The organism is Rhodospirillales bacterium (assembly GCA_016872535.1).
In the GTDB taxonomy this organism is placed as follows: Bacteria; Pseudomonadota; Alphaproteobacteria; order Rhodospirillales; family 2-12-FULL-67-15; genus 2-12-FULL-67-15.
Window position 1 is genome coordinate 17,939 of sequence record VGZQ01000013.1, and the last position, 17,710, is coordinate 35,648.

Annotated in this window: 17 protein-coding genes; 5 read left to right on the forward strand and 12 right to left on the reverse strand. The window is 66.8% G+C overall.

Annotated elements, in window-relative coordinates; genetic code table 11:
• The first annotated feature begins 121 nt into the window (after nucleotides 1-121).
• The 5 genes from modA to FJ311_04165 all read left to right on the forward strand — a co-directional run bounded on the left by modA (nucleotide 122) and on the right by FJ311_04165 (nucleotide 3,742).
• A complete protein-coding gene (gene modA / locus FJ311_04145) occupies nucleotides 122-820 on the forward strand; it encodes a molybdate ABC transporter substrate-binding protein (GenBank protein MBM3950627.1) in 699 nt (232 codons plus the stop codon).
• 118 nt (nucleotides 821-938) lie between these two features.
• Nucleotides 939-1,661, forward strand: a complete 723-nt coding sequence (modB, locus tag FJ311_04150) for a molybdate ABC transporter permease subunit (protein MBM3950628.1) — start codon at nucleotides 939-941, stop codon at nucleotides 1,659-1,661.
• Nucleotides 1,658-2,731 (forward strand): molybdenum ABC transporter ATP-binding protein, encoded by a 1,074-nt coding sequence (gene modC / locus FJ311_04155; protein ID MBM3950629.1) that lies wholly within the window; start codon nucleotides 1,658-1,660, stop codon nucleotides 2,729-2,731. Before modB ends, modC begins: the two co-directional genes overlap by 4 nt.
• 42 nt (nucleotides 2,732-2,773) lie before the next feature.
• On the forward strand, nucleotides 2,774-3,208 hold the full coding sequence (locus FJ311_04160; GenBank protein MBM3950630.1) for a cyclic nucleotide-binding domain-containing protein: 435 nt from the start codon (nucleotides 2,774-2,776) through the stop codon (nucleotides 3,206-3,208).
• A gap of 126 nt (nucleotides 3,209-3,334) precedes the next feature.
• On the forward strand, nucleotides 3,335-3,742 hold the full coding sequence (locus tag FJ311_04165) for a cyclic nucleotide-binding domain-containing protein (GenBank protein ID MBM3950631.1): 408 nt from the start codon (nucleotides 3,335-3,337) through the stop codon (nucleotides 3,740-3,742).
• Nucleotides 3,743-3,751: 9 nt separating this feature from the next.
• Here FJ311_04165 and FJ311_04170 read toward each other — a convergent pair whose 3' ends face one another.
• The 12 genes from FJ311_04170 to FJ311_04225 form a co-directional block, all read right to left on the reverse strand.
• Nucleotides 3,752-5,332: a methylaspartate mutase subunit E gene (locus tag FJ311_04170; protein ID MBM3950632.1), complete on the reverse strand. Its 1,581-nt coding sequence runs from the start codon at nucleotides 5,330-5,332 to the stop codon at nucleotides 3,752-3,754.
• Entirely contained in the window at nucleotides 5,220-6,641 is a 1,422-nt protein-coding gene (locus FJ311_04175) for a hypothetical protein (protein MBM3950633.1), read from the reverse strand. Before FJ311_04175 ends, FJ311_04170 begins: the two co-directional genes overlap by 113 nt.
• On the reverse strand, nucleotides 6,638-7,105 hold the full coding sequence (locus FJ311_04180; GenBank protein ID MBM3950634.1) for a methylaspartate mutase subunit S: 468 nt from the start codon (nucleotides 7,103-7,105) through the stop codon (nucleotides 6,638-6,640). Before FJ311_04180 ends, FJ311_04175 begins: the two co-directional genes overlap by 4 nt.
• Nucleotides 7,102-8,187 (reverse strand): mandelate racemase, encoded by a 1,086-nt coding sequence (locus tag FJ311_04185; protein MBM3950635.1) that lies wholly within the window; start codon nucleotides 8,185-8,187, stop codon nucleotides 7,102-7,104. The genes FJ311_04180 and FJ311_04185 overlap by 4 nt, the downstream gene beginning before the upstream one ends.
• A gap of 11 nt (nucleotides 8,188-8,198) precedes the next feature.
• The gene (locus tag FJ311_04190) at nucleotides 8,199-9,188 is read right to left on the reverse strand and encodes a quinone oxidoreductase (GenBank protein MBM3950636.1); all 990 of its coding nucleotides are present in this window, start codon (nucleotides 9,186-9,188) and stop codon (nucleotides 8,199-8,201) included.
• The gene (locus FJ311_04195; protein ID MBM3950637.1) at nucleotides 9,185-10,678 is read right to left on the reverse strand and encodes a hypothetical protein; all 1,494 of its coding nucleotides are present in this window, start codon (nucleotides 10,676-10,678) and stop codon (nucleotides 9,185-9,187) included. Before FJ311_04195 ends, FJ311_04190 begins: the two co-directional genes overlap by 4 nt.
• A 3-nt stretch (nucleotides 10,679-10,681) precedes the next feature.
• Nucleotides 10,682-11,266, reverse strand: coding sequence for a hypothetical protein (locus FJ311_04200; GenBank protein ID MBM3950638.1), 585 nt, complete (start codon nucleotides 11,264-11,266; stop codon nucleotides 10,682-10,684).
• A gap of 90 nt (nucleotides 11,267-11,356) precedes the next feature.
• A complete protein-coding gene (locus FJ311_04205; protein MBM3950639.1) occupies nucleotides 11,357-12,322 on the reverse strand; it encodes a tripartite tricarboxylate transporter substrate binding protein in 966 nt (321 codons plus the stop codon).
• 155 nt (nucleotides 12,323-12,477) lie between these two features.
• Nucleotides 12,478-14,133, reverse strand: coding sequence for an ABC transporter ATP-binding protein (locus tag FJ311_04210; GenBank protein MBM3950640.1), 1,656 nt, complete (start codon nucleotides 14,131-14,133; stop codon nucleotides 12,478-12,480).
• The gene (locus FJ311_04215; protein MBM3950641.1) at nucleotides 14,130-14,957 is read right to left on the reverse strand and encodes an ABC transporter permease; all 828 of its coding nucleotides are present in this window, start codon (nucleotides 14,955-14,957) and stop codon (nucleotides 14,130-14,132) included. The genes FJ311_04210 and FJ311_04215 overlap by 4 nt, the downstream gene beginning before the upstream one ends.
• A gap of 19 nt (nucleotides 14,958-14,976) precedes the next feature.
• Nucleotides 14,977-15,963, reverse strand: a complete 987-nt coding sequence (locus FJ311_04220) for an ABC transporter permease (protein MBM3950642.1) — start codon at nucleotides 15,961-15,963, stop codon at nucleotides 14,977-14,979.
• 43 nt (nucleotides 15,964-16,006) lie between these two features.
• Nucleotides 16,007-17,650, reverse strand: a complete 1,644-nt coding sequence (locus FJ311_04225; GenBank protein MBM3950643.1) for a twin-arginine translocation signal domain-containing protein — start codon at nucleotides 17,648-17,650, stop codon at nucleotides 16,007-16,009.
• Nucleotides 17,651-17,710 lie beyond the last annotated feature (60 nt).

Below are 17,710 nucleotides of genomic sequence, written 5' to 3' on the forward strand. Positions count from 1 at the left end.
ATCCAATGCTGCCTTAGGGTATGGTGCTCGATCCTTGCCGCGAACCCAATAGCACGATTTTCCGGCCATGCCGAAGCGCGTCTTGATCCTGTTCGCAACCTGGTTGACCTTGGGGCCGAGCATGCCCGTTTCGGCCGGAGAGGTCCGGGTGGCCGTCGCGGCCAATTTCGCTTCGCCCATGAAGGCGATCGCAGCCGCTTTTACGCGCGCCACCGGCCACACCGCGGCGCTCGTTCCCGGCGCCACCGGCAAGCTCTATGCCCAGATCAGGAACGGCGCTCCGTTCGATCTTCTGCTCGCCGCCGACGCGGAAACGCCCGCGCGGCTGGAGCGCGAAGGTCGTGCGCTTGCCGGCGGCCGTTTCACCTACGCCGTCGGCCGGCTCGTCTTGTGGTCGGCGAAAGAGGGTTACGTCGATCCCGAGGGCGCGATTCTGCGAACGGGAACGTTTGCCCGCCTGGCCATCGCCGCGCCGAAGCTTGCGCCCTACGGCGCCGCCGCGATCGAGGTGTTGGCGAAGCTCGACCTCGAGTCCGATCTCCGGCCCAAGTTCGTCCAGGGCGAAAACATCGCGCAGACCCATCAATTTGTCGCCACCGGCAACGCCGAACTCGGCTTTGTCGCCTTGTCGCAGGTGATCCGGGACGGCAGGATCCTCTCCGGTTCGGCCTGGATCGTGCCCCGGGACATGCACGCGCCCATCCGCCAGGACGCGATTATCCTGGCGCGGGCGAAAGACAACCCGGCGGCGCGGGCATTCGCCGACTTTCTCAAGGCCGAGACGGCGCGCGCCATCGTCCGCGCGCATGGGTATGAATAACCTCCCTCACCCTCCCGCCTTCGGCGGAGCTTCGGCGGGCCCCTCCCTCTCCCGCAAGCGCGGGAGAGGGTGCCGAGCGAAGCGAGGCGGGTGAGGGCGAAAGGGAGCGGACCCAATCATGGCCGAAGAAGCGCTGGTCGCCATCGGGCTGACCCTCAAGCTGGCGCTGGTCACCACGGCGATCCTGCTGGTGGCGGGCACGCCGCTCGCCTGGTGGCTCGCCCATACCCGTTCGCGGCTCAAAAGCGCGGTCGGCGCCCTGGTGGCAATGCCGATCGTGCTGCCGCCGACGGTGCTCGGGTTCTACCTGCTGGTGGCGATGGGGCCCGAGGGGCCGGTCGGGCGGCTGACGAGCGCGCTCGGGCTCGGGCTGTTGCCGTTCACGTTCGCCGGGCTGGTGGTCGCCTCGGTGTTCTATTCGCTGCCGTTCGTGGTGCAGCCGATCCAAAACGCGTTCGAGGCCATCGGCGACCGCCCGCGCGAGGTCGCCGCGACGTTGCGCGCCTCGCCGCTCGACACGTTTTTATCGGTCGTGTTGCCGCTCGCCCGGCCCGGGTATCTCACCGCCACCGTCATGGGCTTTGCCCACACCGTCGGCGAATTCGGCGTGGTGCTGATGATCGGCGGCAACATCCCCGGCGAGACCCGGGTGGTGTCGGTGCAGATCTTCGACCACGTCGAGGCGCTCGAATACGGCCAGGCGCATTGGCTGTCGGCGGCGATGGTCGGATTCTGCTTTTTTGCCCTCCTTGCGCTTTACGTCCTCAACCCGACGGGGGCGCGGCGGCGAATCCCGCTGCGCGTATTCGAGGGCGCCCCTGACGGGGCGCGGCGCCGATGAGCGGGATCGAAGCGCACCTCGTTCTCGCCCGTCCGGATTTTTCCCTGGACGTCGATCTGGCATTGCCGGGGCGCGGGGTCTCGGCCTTGTTCGGCCCGTCCGGCGCCGGCAAGACGTCGGTCCTGCGCGCGATCGCCGGGCTGGAACGCGCGGCGGGCTTTGTCCGCATCAACGGCGCGACTTGGCAGGACGACTCGCGGAATGAATTCGTGCCGACCCACAAGCGTCCGCTCGGCTACGTCTTCCAGGAAGCGAGTCTTTTTCCCCACCTCGATGTCCGGCGCAACCTCGAATACGGCATGAACCGAGTCCCGGCGGCTGGGCGGCGGGTCTCTTTGCAGGCGGCCATCGATTTGCTCGGCATCGGCGCCTTGATGGACCGCGATCCGGCAACGCTGTCGGGCGGCGAACGCCAGCGGGTCGCCATCGCCCGCGCGCTCGCCACCAGCCCGAGCCTGCTGCTGCTCGACGAGCCGCTCGCGGCTCTCGACGCCGCGCGCAAGTCGGAGGTGTTGCCCTACCTGGAGCGGCTCCACGACCAATGGGACATCCCGGTCCTCTACGTCAGTCATGCCCTCGATGAAGTGGCACGCATCGCCGATCACTTGGTGCTGATGGACAAAGGGCGCGTCGCGGCGAGCGGACCGATCGATGCCCTGCTCGCGAGGTCCGACCTTCGCCTGATCGAAGGCGACGGCGCGGCGGCGTGGATCGAGGGCACCGTCGCCGATTACGACGCCGCCTATCACCTGCTCGCCATCGACTGTCCGGGCGGGCGCTTCCTGCTGCCCGGTTCGTCCCGTTCCGCCGGAACGCGGGTGCGCCTCAAGGTTCAGGCCCGCGACGTGAGCCTCGCGCTCGAAAAGCCGACCGGAAGCAGCATCATCAACATTCTGCCCGTCCGCGTGATCGACATGCGCGACGAGGCGCGGGGACAAGTGGTGGTCGCGCTCGCCCTAGGTTCGAGCCGAATCTTCGCCCGCGTCACCCGCAAGTCCGCCGACGCCCTCGATCTGCGGCCGGGACGGGAAGTGTACGCGCAGATCAAGGGCATCGCCGTCGTCGATTAATCACGCCCCATCTTGGACGCGCGCGCCGATCTTGCTAGGATCATGCGTCCTTATTCCGCAGCGACCATGCCCGAAACGACCGCTCCCGAAAATTTCAAGACCCGCGTCTTCGGCAAGGGCGCGACCCTGGTCAAGGAAGGCGAGAAAGGCAACGACGTCTTTCTCATCGTCAAGGGCAAGGTCGAGGTGCGCAAAAGCCGGCACGCCGACTTTCCCTACGTTTTCGGCGTCAAGGGCCCGGGCGAGATCATCGGCGAGATGGCGGCGTTCGACGATTATCCGCACATTGCCACCGCCGTTGCCCTGACCGAAACCGTTGTCACCGTCATGTCGCGCGTCGAGTTCGAGCGTCGGCTCAACGCGATGGATCCGATCATGCGCGGCGCCATTCTCGCCGTGGTGCGACGCGCGCGCGAAATGGCCCATATGCTTTCCGCCAATTTGGAGCCTATTCGCCTCGGACCCAAACGCCGGTAGGCGCGGCTGACGCGGGTTGAGTGGACGCTGCTGGGCGGAAAATCCGGAACCAAGTTAAGGGGATGGCCATATCTTGGACGCGCGTCCGAGGCTTGGTAGGATAACAACCTCAATCCCATAACAAACATGTCCGATACGACCACTCCAGAAAGTTTCAAGACCCGGGTTTTCAACAAAGGTGAAACTCTGGTCAGGGAAGGCGAGAACGGCGACGACGTCTTCCTGATCGTCAAGGGCAAGGTCGAGGTGCGCAAGGCCCTGCGCAACGACCGCCACCTGTCCCTCGGCTTCAAGGAGAAGGGCGAGATCATCGGCGAATTTTCCGCCTTCGACGACCAGCCGCACGTCGCCACCGTCGTCGCCTTGGACGAAACCGTCGTCACCGTCATGACCCGCGCGGAATTCCAGCGCCGGGTCGCCACCGTCGACCCGATCGTGCGCAATGCCGTATTTTCCGTGGTGCGACGGGCGCGCGATCTGATCGGCCAATTGGTCGAAAAGGCCGAACCGATCCGCCTCGGACCCAAACGGTGAAAGCGGGTTCTACGCCAAAACCGCCGGGGCGAGGTTGACGAGCGGTTCGCTCAACTCATAAACGCTGCGCACCGCCAACTCGTCGCCGTAGGGAATGTTCTCTTTCTCCGCGCGCTTGCGCAAACACTCCTCATGAAAGTCGAGTACGTCCTTGGGGAACGGCATCAGGCCGGGCGACAGAATGCGGAAGTAGCCCTCGGCGTCGCGCGCCGGCATCACCCGGCTCTTGATCCAACGGTTGGGCGACCAGGGAATGTCGAGCACGCCCGCTTCGGCCGCGCGCACGGTGCCCTGGGCGACGTCGCCCTCGCCCATCTCCAGGACCTTGTCCATCACCGCGGTCACCTCGCGCCGGATCAGGTCGCACTCGCGCCGGAATTCCGGCATCGAGTCGAGACGGAGGCCGCGCGCGAGATAGAGCGCCATGCGCGTGATGCGCAGGCCCTCGGCGTTGGCGGCCGGGGTCGGCAGGCCGAACGCCTCGTGGGTCGATTTGGTGGTGACCGAGTTGGCGCCGGCGACGCCCGCGAGCGTGCCGCCGTAGGCGAGCAGCGCCGCCGCCTGGGTTTCGTCGTAGGGCCACGCCCCCATCCAGTGGAGCGACGTGATCGGGGTGAAGACGTCGTCGAAGCCGAAGCGCCTCAGGTATTCCTGGACCAGCACCCGGGCCATGCGGATGCCGGCCGCGTCCTGGACGAGATGGAGGGTCTGGGCGAGTTCGAGGCCGTAGTCGCGCACGCCCTGATGCGCGGCGAGCAGCGCGTCGATAATGCCGGTGACGATCGCGATCGACGGCGGAATGTTGGTGCCGGTCAGGAATCCCGGCTGGCGGCGGTGCAGCAGGACGCCCTTCTCGGCGTAGAGCGCGACCAGGCGGTCGAGATACTGGTAATTGCGGATGCCTTCTTCCAGCGACGTTTCCTTGGTGTAGGAAACGGTGTAGGCGACCCCCGAGCCGAGGTAGCCGGTGTAGCCGGCGGCGTAGCCGACCTCGCCGGTGAACCTGGGAAACGACGTTCCCGACAGCACGATCGCCGGCCGGCCGATCGCCTCGATCAGCTTGCGCGTTTCGCGCGGGCCGTAGTTGACCATGGGAAAGCCGTTGAGCATGGAGCGGCCGGCCTTGCGGCTTTCCTCGACCCCGTCGGCGGCCTTGGCCCATTGCTCGTTGCGGGTGTAGCTGTCGGTGGTGGTCGGCACGATGTCGGCAAGCCCAGTGTTTTCCAGCTCGCGCATCAGTTCGATCTGCAATTCCAGGGTGCCGAAACCGCCGCGCGGCTGGGTCAGGCAGCGGCCTTCGGCCTCGGCCTTCTTCATCACCGCGGGCAGGCGCTTCTTTTCCGGCATCGCCAAGTGATAGGCGGCGGCCTCGTCGAGGTCGATTTCGGCGCCGGTCGGCCAACGGGCGAGATTTTCCCTGCGCAGGCGATGAAACTCGTCGAGCGGGATTTGCGCCGCCGAGAACGGCAACCGCGCGTCAATTCTTGCGTCGAGCTTGTTCATGATCATCGATCCCGACCGGCTTGAGCGAACCGAGCGCCAGCGCCAACGCGGCTTCCGGCTCGACCCCCGCGAGCAGGCCCGCAGCATAAAGCATGTAATCGTGATCGACCAGCAGCCGGGGCGTCGTGGGCCGCAACGACATGGGCCGGGCGGGGTCGGCGCGCGCGGCTTCCAGCACGCTTGCCGGCGTCGCGCCGTGGGCGAGCGGCCCGCCGGTGCCGATCACGGTCTTGACGGCGGAGAGGTCCTTGCCGGTCTGAACCACCACCGGCCCCTGCACGGTCTGCATGATCCGGGTCAAGCCGGCGTGGCGTTCGACCGCGATGCGCACCGCCGCCCAGGCGAGCGCCTCGTCGAACGCGGTTTCCTCGGGCGTCGCCGGCAGCCGCTCCACGTCGGCGGAGAACGCCTTGAGCAGCCGGTCGACGGTCGCGGCGCCGAGTCCCGAACGCCGTGCGACGGCGTCCGGCCCGATCGCCTCGACGATGGCGGCGGCATTGTGGCGCATGCCGAGATCGCCCTCGACCGTGCGCTTGACGCGCGGCTCGGGCAGGCCGTGCGTCACCACCCCTTCGCGCGAGGGCGCGCCATCGGCGACCGAATGGACGTCGGTGGTGGCGCCGCCGATATCGACCACCAGCAGTTCGCCGAGGCCGGTCTTATCGCCTGCGCCATCGGCGAGCAGGCGGGCTCCTTCCATCACCGCCGCCGGGGTCGGCATCAGCACCGCGTCGAAGCGCGAGGCGGCGCGGTCGATGCCCTTGGCGTGCACGATCCGGTCGATGAACACCTGCCGGATGGCGGCGCGCGCCGGGTCGATATTGAGTTCGCCGAAATTCGGCATGACATTGTCGGCGAGGCGCACGGTTTTGCCGGCGGCGGCGAGCAATCCCGCCAGTTCCTCGCCCACGTCGCGGTTGCCGGCGAGCACGATCGGGCACGCCAGATCGAGCGCCGCGAGGCGAGCGCCATTGTGGCGGATGACGTCGGCGTTGCCGCCGTCGGTGCCGCCAGCGAGCAGAACGATGTCGGGCGCGAGGCCGAGGATGCGCGCTTCGTCGGCGGGCGTCAGGCGATACGCGAACGTGCCGACCAGCTTGGCGCCGGCGCCGAGCGCCGCCTGGCGCGCGGCCTCCGCCGTCAGTTCCCGGACCAGGCCGATGGTCACCATCTTGAGTCCGCCCGCCGCCGACGACGACGCGAGGCGATGCCTGAACGCGGGCAGGCGGCCGAGATGACGTTCGAGATCGGCGAGTGCCAGGTCCATGCCGACCGTGACATCGGTGGCCACGGTCGAGGGGCCCTGCCCGGTCGCCAGCAGCCGGGGCCGCTCCAGATCGACCGCGCGCAGCTTGGTGTAGGTCGAGCCGAAGTCGATCAGCAGCGCCGCGGTCATCGCGACCCGGCCCTTTTCTTGAAATCCTCGTTCAACAGGCGGATCACGTCCGGGGTGCGGGTCGAGGGCGGAAACACCCGGTCGAAGCCCATGTCCAAGTAGGTGCGTTCGGTTTCCTCCCAGCTTCGCTTGCCGACCACCAGGTTGCCGCCGACGTAGAGCAGAATGTTCTCCAGCCCGGCTTCGACGCAGAGATCGCGAAAGCCGCGGCAATCGAGTTCGCCCTGGCCGTAGAGCGACGACACCAGGATGGCGTCGGCCGCCGTCTCGACCGCCGCCTTGATGAAATCGGCGGCGGGCGTCAGCGCGCCGAGCGCCACCACCTTGAAGCCCGCCTTTTCCAGCGCCAGGCTCAGGATGCGGTTGCCGACGATGTGGGTGTCGGCGCCGATCACGCCGGTAACCAACGTGCGTCCAATTGCCGGGCCGACGGCGCGTTCGGCGATAGGATCGGGGGCCGTCATGATACTTTGCGAACCTTTTGACCCGCGCCGAATTCGAACTGTTCCAGGGCCGACGCGCGGACACGGGTGGGATCGAGGCGGAGCGGGCCCGGGTCGAGTTGGATCGCGCCTCCTTCGACGCGCATCGGGTTCACGGCCAACGATTGCCTCTGGCGCCGAAAGCCGTTCATTTCGCCCGCCGTGGTCACGTGGCGGCGGGCGACGCAGGCTTCGTGCCAGCAGCCGATGTCGCTCGCGACGCCGTTGCCGAGTACCGCGCGCATGCCGAGCGCGTGGATGCGATCGAGCCCGGCGGCGAGGCGCGTGAGCGAGCCGAATTTCATCAATTTCAGTTTCACGAAGGCGGCGCCGATGCGCGCGGCGCGGTCGATATCGGCTTCGCCGTAGATCGATTCGTCGAGCATCAGGGGCACCGCGCTTACTTCGGCGACGGCGGCGGCCGCGTCCCAATCGGCGGCGGCGCAGGGCTGTTCCAGCAATTCGATGCCGTCGGGCAAAAGGGCCTTGGCGAAACGGAGCGCGTCGTCGCGGGTGTAGCCCTGGTTGCCGTCGATGCGCAGTCGGAGGCGACCGGCATTGAGGCGTTGGATCAGGCGCAAACGGGCGAGGTCACGGTCGGCGTCGAACCCGACCTTGATCTTGAGGGTGCCGGCGCCCGAGCTGAGCGCGGCCTCGATCTCGCGCGCGATGCCGGCCTCGTCGGTCGCTTCGAGCCCGACCAGCAACGGTACCGCGACCGGCGCCGCGATCGCCAGCAAGGGATGGCCTTCGGCCATCTCGATCGCGCTGACGAACGCGGTGCGCGTGAACGGCGCGTCCGCCAGTTCGGATTCGGCCAGTGCCTTGGCCGCCGCCGGGGTGAGGCCGGGCAGGCGCGGGGCGACTGCGCGCGCCCGCATCCAGGCGCCGTCGATGGTCTCGTCGGTGTAGCCGGAGAGCACCGTCGCTTCGCCGACGCCCTCGCCCGCGTCGCATCGGATCGTCGCCAGGATGGTGTCGAACCGGTCGATCGGGCCGAAGGCGAGCTTGTAGGGAACCTGCAACGGCAGCGCGAGGCGATGGAGGCTCAATTCGCGGATCATGGACGACTCGCTTACGCGACGCGCAACAGAAGCTTTCCGGTGGTGCCGCGCGATTCGATGACGCGATGGGCTTCGGGCGCCTGGCCAAGCGGAAATTCGCGGTCGATGGTAACCGCGAGCGCGCCCGCTTTCCAGGCCGCGAACAGGTCGGCGGCGCGGCCGCGGACTTCATCCGAGCTCGCCATGTAGTCGGCGAGGTGCGGGCGGGTGAGAAAGACCGAGCCGGCTTCGGCGAGATCGAGCACCGCGACCGGGTCGGGCTGGCCGGAACTGGCCCCGAAATTGACGCAGGTGCCGCGCCGGGCGAGCGAACGGAGACTCCTCGCCAGCGTGTCGCGGCCGACCGAATCGTAGACGACATTGACCCCCTTGCCGTCGGTCAGGTGCATGACTTCCTCGCGGAAATCGGTGTCGCGATAAAGGATGCAATGGTCGGCGCCGCGTTTCTTGGCGATCTCGGCCTTGGCCGGCGAGCCGACGGTGGTGAGCACGCGCGCGCCGCGCCGCTTGGCGAGTTGGATCAGCAACTGGCCGACGCCGCCCGCGCCGGCGTGGATCAGGCAGCTATGGCCCGGCTCCAGCCGGAACGCGGAATGGGTCAGGTAATGGGCGGTCGAACCCTGCAGCATCAGGGCGGTGGCGATGGGCGCCGGCACGTCCGCCGGCACCGGCACCAGTTTCCACGCCGGCACCGTCGCGTATTCGGCGTAGCTGCCGCGCACGATGCAGTAGGCGACCCGGTCGCCGGGCTTGCAATCGGCAACGCCCGGACCGACCGCGTCGATCACCCCGCACCCTTCCATGCCGATGGTCATGGGCAGCGGGGTCTTGTAGGTGTGCGAGCGCGAATAACTGCCGTCGCGCATATAGACGTCGATGAAATTGACCCCGGCAAGTTCGAGGCGAACGCGCGCTTCGCCCGGCCCGGGTTCGGGCTTGGGCATCTCGCACAGCTTCAGTTCGTCGGCCTTGCCGAACCGCTCGATGCGCACGGCCTTCATCGTTTTTTCGCCCGCCAGCCGCTGTAGAGGGTGTAGGCGAGGCCGAGCACGTTGAACGCCATGATCGCGCCGCTGCCGGGGCGGGTGAAGAACACCGTCCAGTCGTTGTTGAAGCTGATCATGGTGGTCATGAAATTGGTTTCGGCGAGCGGCCCCAGGATCGCCCCCAGCACCATCGGCGCGATCGGAAAGCGGTAGCGCTCGAACAAATAGCCGAGCACGCCGAACGCGGCAATGACCCAGAGATCGCCGACGGTCGAGCGCGACGCCATCGCCCCCATGAAGCAGAACATCACGACGAAGGCCGACGTGATCGCTTCGGGAAACTCCAGTACCCGGACCAGCAGCTTGATGGCGAAGTAGCCGATCAGGCACATGCCGATCACCGACAGGAATACGGCGGCGAAGATCGCATAGACCAAGTCGGCCGACTTGAAGAACACATGCGGTCCCGGTTGCACGCCGTGCAGCATGAACGCGGCGAGGATGATCGCGGTCGCGCCCGAGCCGGGAATGCCCATGGTGAGCAGCGGCACCATCGCGCCGCCGACCGAGGACGTCGCCGCCGACTGCGGCGCGACGATGCCCTCGGCGATACCGGTGCCCATTTCCTTGCGCCGCCTGCCGTATTGGCCCTCGATGCCGTAGCTGACGAAGGAGGCGATGGTCGCGCCCGCGCCGGGAACGATGCCGATGACGAAGCCGATCAGGGAGCCGCGCACGAAGGTCCACTTGGCCTTGAGGGCGGCGACCAAGGACGGCAGCTTGGTCACGATTGTGTCGCGCCCGGAAACAGCCGCCGGCGTGCCGCGCTGCTCGAGCCGGGTCACCACCTCGCCCAGGCCGTAGGCGCCGACCATCACCAGCAGGTACTCGATGCCGTCGGCGAGCAGCGAAAACCCGAAATCGTAACGCAACGTCCCGTGGGTCGGATCGGTGCCCACGGTCGCCAGCAGAAGGCCGATGGCGAGCGAGATCAGGGCCTTGGTCAACTGGCCGCCCGCGAGCGTCACCACCGACATCAGGCCGAGCAGGATGATGGCGAAGTACTCGGGCGTGGAGAGCGCGAGCGCGAAACGCGCGACCGGCCCGGACATGGCGACCATCGCCACCGCCGCGACCATGCCGCCGACCAGCGCCGAGAACAGCGTCCAGCCGAGCGCCAGGGCGGGTTCCCCTTGGCGCGCCATGACGTAGCCGTCCCAGAGCAGCGGCACGTCCATCGGCTCGCCCGGGATGCGGAACAGGATCGAAGTGAACGCGCCGCCGTAGGTCCCCGACACATACATGGCGGTGAGCAGGATCAGCGCCGGCAGGATGCCCATGCCGTAGGTGAACGGCAGCGCCAGCACCACGCCCATCACCAGCGTCAGGCCCGGCAGCACCGCGACGATCAGGCCGAGGACCAGCCCCGCGATCAGCGCGAGCAGGTTGAACGGGTGGAACAACACGATCTGGAAGCCGTTCAGCAACTGGATCAAGCCGTCCATGGCTCAGCGCACCCCGATCACGGCCATCAGCGCGATGGTGAGGTCCTTGAACGGGCCCGCGCCCATCGGCAAGGACACATAGGCGATCCGCTGGAAGATGAAGAAAAATGCGAACGCGCCGCCGGCGGCGATCGCCGCCGCCACGCCCGGACGCGGATATCCGCCGGCGAGAATGATCCCGAACATCAGGAAGAAAGTCGCGATGGTGAATCCGATCCACGGAATCACCGCGACATAGCCGAGCATCAGGGCGATGCCGGCCCAGGCCCACAACGGCTGGCGCGTCGCCGGATCGCCGAATTCGAGCTGCAGGTCGGCTTCGAGTTCGCCCTCGCGGCCGACCGCGCGGGAAGCCTGTTCGATCAACGCACCGAGGCCTTCCTCCGGCGCGCGCGCGAACGATTGCACCGCGCCGACCAGCGCCGCGAGCAGCAGCAGGATCAGGACCGCCTTGGGCCACAACCCGGGACCGGCGTAGCCGGGCCGCGCCGACACGAACCCGTCGGCCACATGCCACAGCCATACCCCGACCGCGAGCACGATCAGGAATGGAATGGCCCGCGCCAACCGCTCGCGCATCCCGATCATGGCTTCACCTGGACGATACGTCGGATTGGCGCCAGCGCGGCGGCAGCGGCCGGCGCAAGCGGCCGGCCGCCGGGCGCGCGCTTACTTCTTTTAGTTCTTCATCAATTTGGCCAACCCGTCGACCTCGCCCTTGATGTAGGCGACGGCCTTGTCGCCGACCAGGACGCTGTCGGGGTCGGCCCACTGATCGGCGAGAAACTTCTTGTACTCGGCGGTCGCGGTCACCTTGGCGATCTTGTCGGCGAGCAGCTTGACCCGGTCGGGGGGCGTACCCGCTTTTATCGTCAACGTGCGGAACTGGTCGGCAACCAGGTTGATGCCGACGTCCTTGCTGGTCTCGATCTTCTCGAACGGCGCGGTCCGCGCATTGGCGAGGAACAGGATCGGGCGCATCTGGTTGCTCTCGATGAAGCTTTTGACGTCGCCCGCCTGTTCGTAGAGGAGATCGACGTGGCCGCCGACCAGCGCCGCGTAGCGCTCGCCCGGCTTGGCGTAGGGCACCGGCGCGAGCTTGATGTTCTTGCGCTTGGCGATGGTGGCGGTAGCGACATCCTCGGGCGAGCCGAGGCCGGTGAGCCCGACCTTGAGCGGATTGGCCTTGGCGGCCTTCTCGACGTCCGCCCAGGTCTTGTAGGGGCTGTCCGCCTTCACGAAATAGCCGGAGCGTTGCTGGATCAACACCGCGACGGGGATCACGTCGTTCATGGTCCAGCGCTGACCGGGGCCGGCGAGCAGGCCGTAGGTGTCGGCGGTCACGATCGCCACCTGATAACCTTCGGGCTGGCCGTTGAGCAGCTTCATCAGGCCGGTCACGCCGGTCGCGCCGGCGACGTTTTCGACCGGCATGGTGACCTTGAGCTCGGACTCCAGCAGACGCGCGAGGTTGCGTCCGGTGACATCGGCGCCGCCGCCCGGCCCCCAGGTCACGATCATTTCGATCGGACGGCTGGGATAGGCTTGCGCCAAGGCGGCGTCCGATACGCCGGCCGCCATCAGCAGGGCGGCGCCGGCGAGACCGGCGAAACGGCCAAGAGCATTGCGATGAGTAAGCGTCATGATTTCCTCCCCGAGTACTCGCGCGGAACGCGCGAATGCGATGTTTCTGTTGGCATGCGATACCTTGTAGCGCTGGCGAAGTTACTCTTCACCAAAAAAACAGGAAAATCCAATAAGATTGTAACTTTACTTCAATATTTTTTACGAAAAAAGCGTCAACCGCTTGGCGCCGGGGCGTTTCCGCCCACGGCCGGGATCGTCCAATCTTTCCCGGGGACCGCGTCCATCAGTTCGCGGGTATAGGGATGGCGCGGGTTGCCGAAGATATCCTCGACCCGGCCGTGCTCGACGATGCGGCCTTGATGCATCACCGCCACGCTGTCGGCGACCTGGGCCGCGACCCGGAGGTCGTGGGTGATGAACAGCATGGTGAGGCGGAGCCGCGCGCGAATGTCGGCGAGCAGCCGCAACACCTGATCCTGGACCGAAACGTCGAGCGACGAGACCGGTTCGTCCGCGATCAGCACTTCCGGCTCGAGGGCGAGCGCCCGCGCGATGCCGATGCGTTGGCGCTGGCCGCCGGAAAATTCGTGCGGGAAGCGGTCGGCCGCGCGCCGGTCGAGGCCGACCAGTTCGAGCAATCGATAGGCCCGCTCCAGCGCGTCGGCCAGGGAAACGCCGTGAATGACCGGCCCCTGGGCGATCAGCCGCCCGACCTTCAGGCGCGGATTCAAGGAGGCGAAGGGATCCTGGAAAATCATCTGGATGCGCTTGCGGAAACGCCGCATCTCGTCGCCCGCCAGCGAGCGCAGATCGGTGCCGTCGAGCACGATGCGCCCCGTGTCGGCTTCCAGCAGACGCACGACGCAGCGCGCCACCGTCGATTTGCCCGAACCCGATTCGCCGACGATGCCGAGGGTTTCGCCGCGCCGGATGGTGAAGCCGACTTCCCGCACCGCCCGCACCACGCGCGCCGAACGGCCGAACAGGCCGCCCCCCGAGCTGAACGACTTGTCGAGGCCCTCGACCGCGAGCAGCGGCGGCGCCGCGCTTTCGCGCGCGCGCGGCTTCGGCGTCAGGGTCGGCACCGCGGCGATGAGCGAGCGGGTGTAGGGATGCCGCGGGCGGTTAAGAACATCGTCGGCCTCGCCGAATTCCACCAGCCGCCCCTTCTGCATCACCGCCACCCGGTCGGCGATTTCGGCGACGATGCCGAAATCGTGGGTGATGAAGAGAACGCCGGTGCCGTGCTCCGCCTGCAATTCCTTGATGAGCTTCAGGATTTGCGCCTGGGTGGTGACGTCGAGCGCGGTGGTCGGCTCGTCGGCGATCAGGATCGCCGGTTCCAGCACCAGCGCCATCGCGATCATCGCCCGCTGGCGCTGGCCGCCCGACAGCTCGTGCGGATAGGCGTGCGCAATGCGCTCCGGATCGGGCAGGCGCACATCGGCCAGAATCGAAACGACCCGCCGGCGGCGCTCGGCGCGCGGCACGCCCTCGTGTACCGCCATCACCTCCTCGATCTGCTCGCCGATGGTCATCAGGGGATTGAGCGCGGTCATCGGGTCTTGAAAGATCATGGAAATGCGCTGGCCGCGGATCTGCCGCATGCGGATGGCGGACACCCGCAGGATATTTTCCCCTTCGAACAGGATTTCGCCCCCCGTCACGCGGAGCCGCGGCGGCAGCAGCCCCATGGTCGAGAGCGCGGTGACCGACTTGCCCGAACCCGATTCGCCGACCACGCACAGGATTTCGCCCGGCCGCAAGTCCAGGCTGAGATCGGCCACCGCGTGCGCGCGGTCGCCTCCCCCCGGCAGCGCCACCGACAGGCCGTTGATCCGCAGCACCGGGTCGGACACCGGGTTCATCGGTCGCGCAGGCGCGGGTTCAGGGCGTCGTTCAGCCCCTCTCCCACCAGGTTGATGGACAGCACCGTGAGCAGGATGGCAAGCCCCGGAATCGCGCACAGCCACCACGCCGTGCGCAGAAACGTGCGGCCCGAGCCGATCATGAATCCCCAGCTCATGACGTTGGGATCGCCGAGGCCGAGGAACGCGAGCGCGGATTCGATCAGGATCGCGGTCGCGACCATGAGCGAGCCGGTGACGATGATCGGCGACAGGCAGTTAGGCAGGATTTCGCGGAAGATGATGGCGATGTCGCGCATGCCGAGCACCACGCACGCCTGGACGAATTCGCGGTTGCGCATGGCCAGGAACTCGCCGCGCACCAACCGTGCCACCGGCGGCCATGTCACCGTCGCGATGGCGACGACGATGCTTCCGATCGAAGGCGACAGCACCGCCACCAGCACCAAGGCGAAGACGAAGGTCGGAATGGTCTGGAAGAACTCCGTCAGCCGCATGAGAACGTCATCGAGCACCCCGCCGTAATACCCGGCGAAGCCGCCGACCGTGCTGCCGACCACGACCGCGATGACGGTCGCCACCAGTCCGATCATCAGCGAGGTGCGCGCGCCGTGGACGATGCCGGCGGCGACGTCGCGCCCGAGCGAGTCGGTGCCGAACAGGAAGGTCCCGAACGGCGGCTCGAACGATCCGCCGACCCGCTGGAAGGGATCGCCCGGATAGAGCAACGGCGCGGCGAACGCGAGCAGCAGCACCACGCCCAGGATCGTGCCGCCGATGATCGCCGCGCGATGCGAGAGGATCCGGCCGAGAAATTCCTTCATGTGCCCGCCCGCCCCTTCGTCAGCCGACCTCGATGCGCGGATCGACGAAGGTGTACAGCAGATCGACCAGCAGGTTGACGATCACCACCAGGCACGCGGACAGGAAGAAAATGCCGAGCAGCAGGTTGAAATCGCGCGCGAACAGGGATTGGAACGCCAGCAGCCCGAGCCCCGGCCAGCCGAACACCGACTCGACGATCACCGATCCGCCGAGCAGATTGCCGGTCTGCACGCCGGCCATGGTGAACACCGGCAGCAGCGCGTTGCGCAGCACGTGGCGGAACGTGACCCGCCGTTCGGACAACCCCTTGGCCCGCGCGGTGGTGACATAATCCATGCGCGACTGTTCGATCATCGCCGCCCGCATCAGCCGGGCGTAGAGCGCCATGTAGAACAAGGACAGGGTAATCGCCGGCAGAACCAGGTGGCGCGACACGTCCACCACCCGCTCCCAGCCCGAATAGAACATGCCGACCGACTCCATTCCGGTCGCCGGCAGCCAATCGAGCTTGAGCGAAAACGCGACGATCAGCATGAGCCCGACCCAGAACAACGGCGTCGCGTAGGACACGATGGCGAGGATCGAAATCATGGTGTCGCGCCAGCTGCCTACCCGGGTCGCGGCGAGGAGCCCCAGCAACACGCCGGAAGCGACCGACAGCACCAGGGTCGCGCCCATCAGCAGCAGCGTCGGCCCCAACCGCTCGAGGATCAGATGGAGAACCGGCATGTTGTGGCGAAAGGAAAAGCCGAGGTCGAGCAGCAGAACGTTTTTGACGTAATAGAAAAGTTGCGTGAACAGCGGCTGATCGAGACCGAAGCGCTGGCGCAGCATGGCCATGTATTCGGGCGTGGCCGACCCCGCTTCCCCGGCGAGAACGTCGGCGGCGTCGCCCGGGGCCAGTTGCAGCAGGAAGAAGTTGGTGACGACGATGCCGAGCACGATCGGCACCGCCTGCCCCAGGCGGCGGGCGATATAGCGAAGCCGCTTGCGGGCAACGCTCATCGTGCGAACCGCGCGTTCGCGCCCGCCGACCGTGGGGCGGGAATCACGACTTCAGGTACGCCTGGTCGAAGTTGCCGAGGACTCCGAGCGCGCTGTCGATGATCTCGACGTACTTGTTGTTATAAATGGTCGGGAACTCCAACTCGTGGATATAAGTGATCGCGCATTCCTCGACCACGATCTGCTGGAACTCCTTGTAGAGCTGGGCGCGCTTGGCCGCGTCCGGCTCGATCGCCGCCTTGTCCATCAGCTCGTCGGTCTTGGGCGACGACCAGCCGGTGTTGTTGACGAACACCGTGCCCTTGCGGATCGACGCCGAGTGGTGCATGCGGTGCACGCCGATGACCGGATCGGGGAACGTCTGCAGCCAGTTGCTGGTGAACTGGAAGTCGTACTCGGTGTAGACGCGCCGGAGCCAGGTGGCGACGTCCTCGTAGCGCAGGGTGACCTTGATGCCGAGCTGGTCGAGGCGCTGCTTGACGTATTCGCCGAACCGCTGCCACTCCTCCCCGTAGGGCGTGATGTCGTGGGTCACCTCGAAGCGCACGCCGCTGGCGTTGCGCTTGAAGCCGGCTTCGTCGAGCAGGCGGTTGGCGATCTCGAGGCCGTTGGCGACCTCGTAGTTCTTGACGTCGCTGGTGTAAAGCCCGCTCGCCTTGAAGTTCGAGTTGATCGGACCGGTGGCGACGCGGCCGAAGCCGAACCAGATCTTGTCGATGATGTACTTGCGTTCGAGCGCGTAGGCGACCGCCTGGCGCACCTTCTTGTTGTCGAACGGCGCCTTGCGGGTGTTGAAGTCGATCTGCACGATCGGCGAGGAGCTTTCGTAGCCCTTCTTGGTCACCGTGATGTGTGGCAGCTTGGCGAGCTGAATCACGTCGCTGTAGGGCACCGCGCCGAACCCGGCCAAATGCACCTCGCCCTTTTCCAGCACCGCCGAGCGGGTGGCGGTGTCGGCGATCGAGCGCACGACGACCCGTTCCAGATACGGCTGACCCGACTTGAAGTAATCGCCGAAACGGTCGAAGCGGATGTACTGGCCGCGCTTCCATTCCACGAACTTGAACGGTCCCGCGCCGACCGGCTCGTTGGCGTACTTGCTGTTCTTGATGTCGGTGCCCTCGAACAGGTGCTTGGGCACGATCGGCGTCTCGAAGCCCGACAGCACCATCATCATGTAGGGCGCGGGCTTGTTGAGCCGGAACACCGCCGTCTGCGGGTCGGGGGTTTCGATTTTCTCCACCTCCTTGAAGCTGTTGGCCGCGCGCGGATGGAACTTTTTCAGCACTTCCATGATGCTGAACTGCACGTCGGCGCTGGTGAGCGGCTTGCCGTCGTGGAACTTCACCCCGCGGCGCAGCTTGAAGGTCACCGTGCGGCCCTGGTCGGTCACGGTCCAGGATTCGGCGAGACTCGGCTTCGGGCTGAGGTCGAAATTGTATTCGAGCAGGCCGGCGTAGGCGCGCGTGCCCGCCTGGCTGACCGGGATCGACGTGCTGAGGAAGGTGGCGAGCGTCGGCACCTCGGGCTGCACCAGGTGAACCAGGGTGCCACCGACCTTGGGCTTGGCCGCAAGCGTCGAACCCGGCAGCAGCCACGAGCCGAGCGCGGCGCCGGCCGCGACCGTGCCGGTGCCTTTGAGAAAAGTCCGCCGATCCCAACGTTGGGCGATGTCGTCCGCGCTCATGGTGGCCTCCCCGGGATGAAGTTGTGTGAATGAAAAAACGGTCCAAGCCGTTTTTATTAA

What these genes read in the sequence shown, in the direction of transcription:
- modA (MBM3950627.1), top strand. Translation starts at nt 122, where the DNA reads ATGCCCGTTTCGGCCGGAGAGGTCCGGGTGGCCGTCGCGGCCAATTTC.
- modB (MBM3950628.1), top strand. Translation starts at nt 939, where the DNA reads ATGGCCGAAGAAGCGCTGGTCGCCATCGGGCTGACCCTCAAGCTGGCG.
- modC (MBM3950629.1), top strand. Translation starts at nt 1,658, where the DNA reads ATGAGCGGGATCGAAGCGCACCTCGTTCTCGCCCGTCCGGATTTTTCC.
- FJ311_04160 (MBM3950630.1), top strand. Translation starts at nt 2,774, where the DNA reads ATGCGTCCTTATTCCGCAGCGACCATGCCCGAAACGACCGCTCCCGAA.
- FJ311_04165 (MBM3950631.1), top strand. Translation starts at nt 3,335, where the DNA reads ATGTCCGATACGACCACTCCAGAAAGTTTCAAGACCCGGGTTTTCAAC.
- FJ311_04170 (MBM3950632.1), bottom strand. Translation starts at nt 5,332, where the DNA reads ATGCTGCGGGCCTGCTCGCGGGGGTCGAGCCGGAAGCCGCGTTGGCGC.
- FJ311_04175 (MBM3950633.1), bottom strand. Translation starts at nt 6,641, where the DNA reads ATGACCGCGGCGCTGCTGATCGACTTCGGCTCGACCTACACCAAGCTG.
- FJ311_04180 (MBM3950634.1), bottom strand. Translation starts at nt 7,105, where the DNA reads ATGACGGCCCCCGATCCTATCGCCGAACGCGCCGTCGGCCCGGCAATT.
- FJ311_04185 (MBM3950635.1), bottom strand. Translation starts at nt 8,187, where the DNA reads ATGATCCGCGAATTGAGCCTCCATCGCCTCGCGCTGCCGTTGCAGGTT.
- FJ311_04190 (MBM3950636.1), bottom strand. Translation starts at nt 9,188, where the DNA reads ATGAAGGCCGTGCGCATCGAGCGGTTCGGCAAGGCCGACGAACTGAAG.
- FJ311_04195 (MBM3950637.1), bottom strand. Translation starts at nt 10,678, where the DNA reads ATGGACGGCTTGATCCAGTTGCTGAACGGCTTCCAGATCGTGTTGTTC.
- FJ311_04200 (MBM3950638.1), bottom strand. Translation starts at nt 11,266, where the DNA reads ATGATCGGGATGCGCGAGCGGTTGGCGCGGGCCATTCCATTCCTGATC.
- FJ311_04205 (MBM3950639.1), bottom strand. Translation starts at nt 12,322, where the DNA reads ATGACGCTTACTCATCGCAATGCTCTTGGCCGTTTCGCCGGTCTCGCC.
- FJ311_04210 (MBM3950640.1), bottom strand. Translation starts at nt 14,133, where the DNA reads ATGAACCCGGTGTCCGACCCGGTGCTGCGGATCAACGGCCTGTCGGTG.
- FJ311_04215 (MBM3950641.1), bottom strand. Translation starts at nt 14,957, where the DNA reads ATGAAGGAATTTCTCGGCCGGATCCTCTCGCATCGCGCGGCGATCATC.
- FJ311_04220 (MBM3950642.1), bottom strand. Translation starts at nt 15,963, where the DNA reads ATGAGCGTTGCCCGCAAGCGGCTTCGCTATATCGCCCGCCGCCTGGGG.
- FJ311_04225 (MBM3950643.1), bottom strand. Translation starts at nt 17,650, where the DNA reads ATGAGCGCGGACGACATCGCCCAACGTTGGGATCGGCGGACTTTTCTC.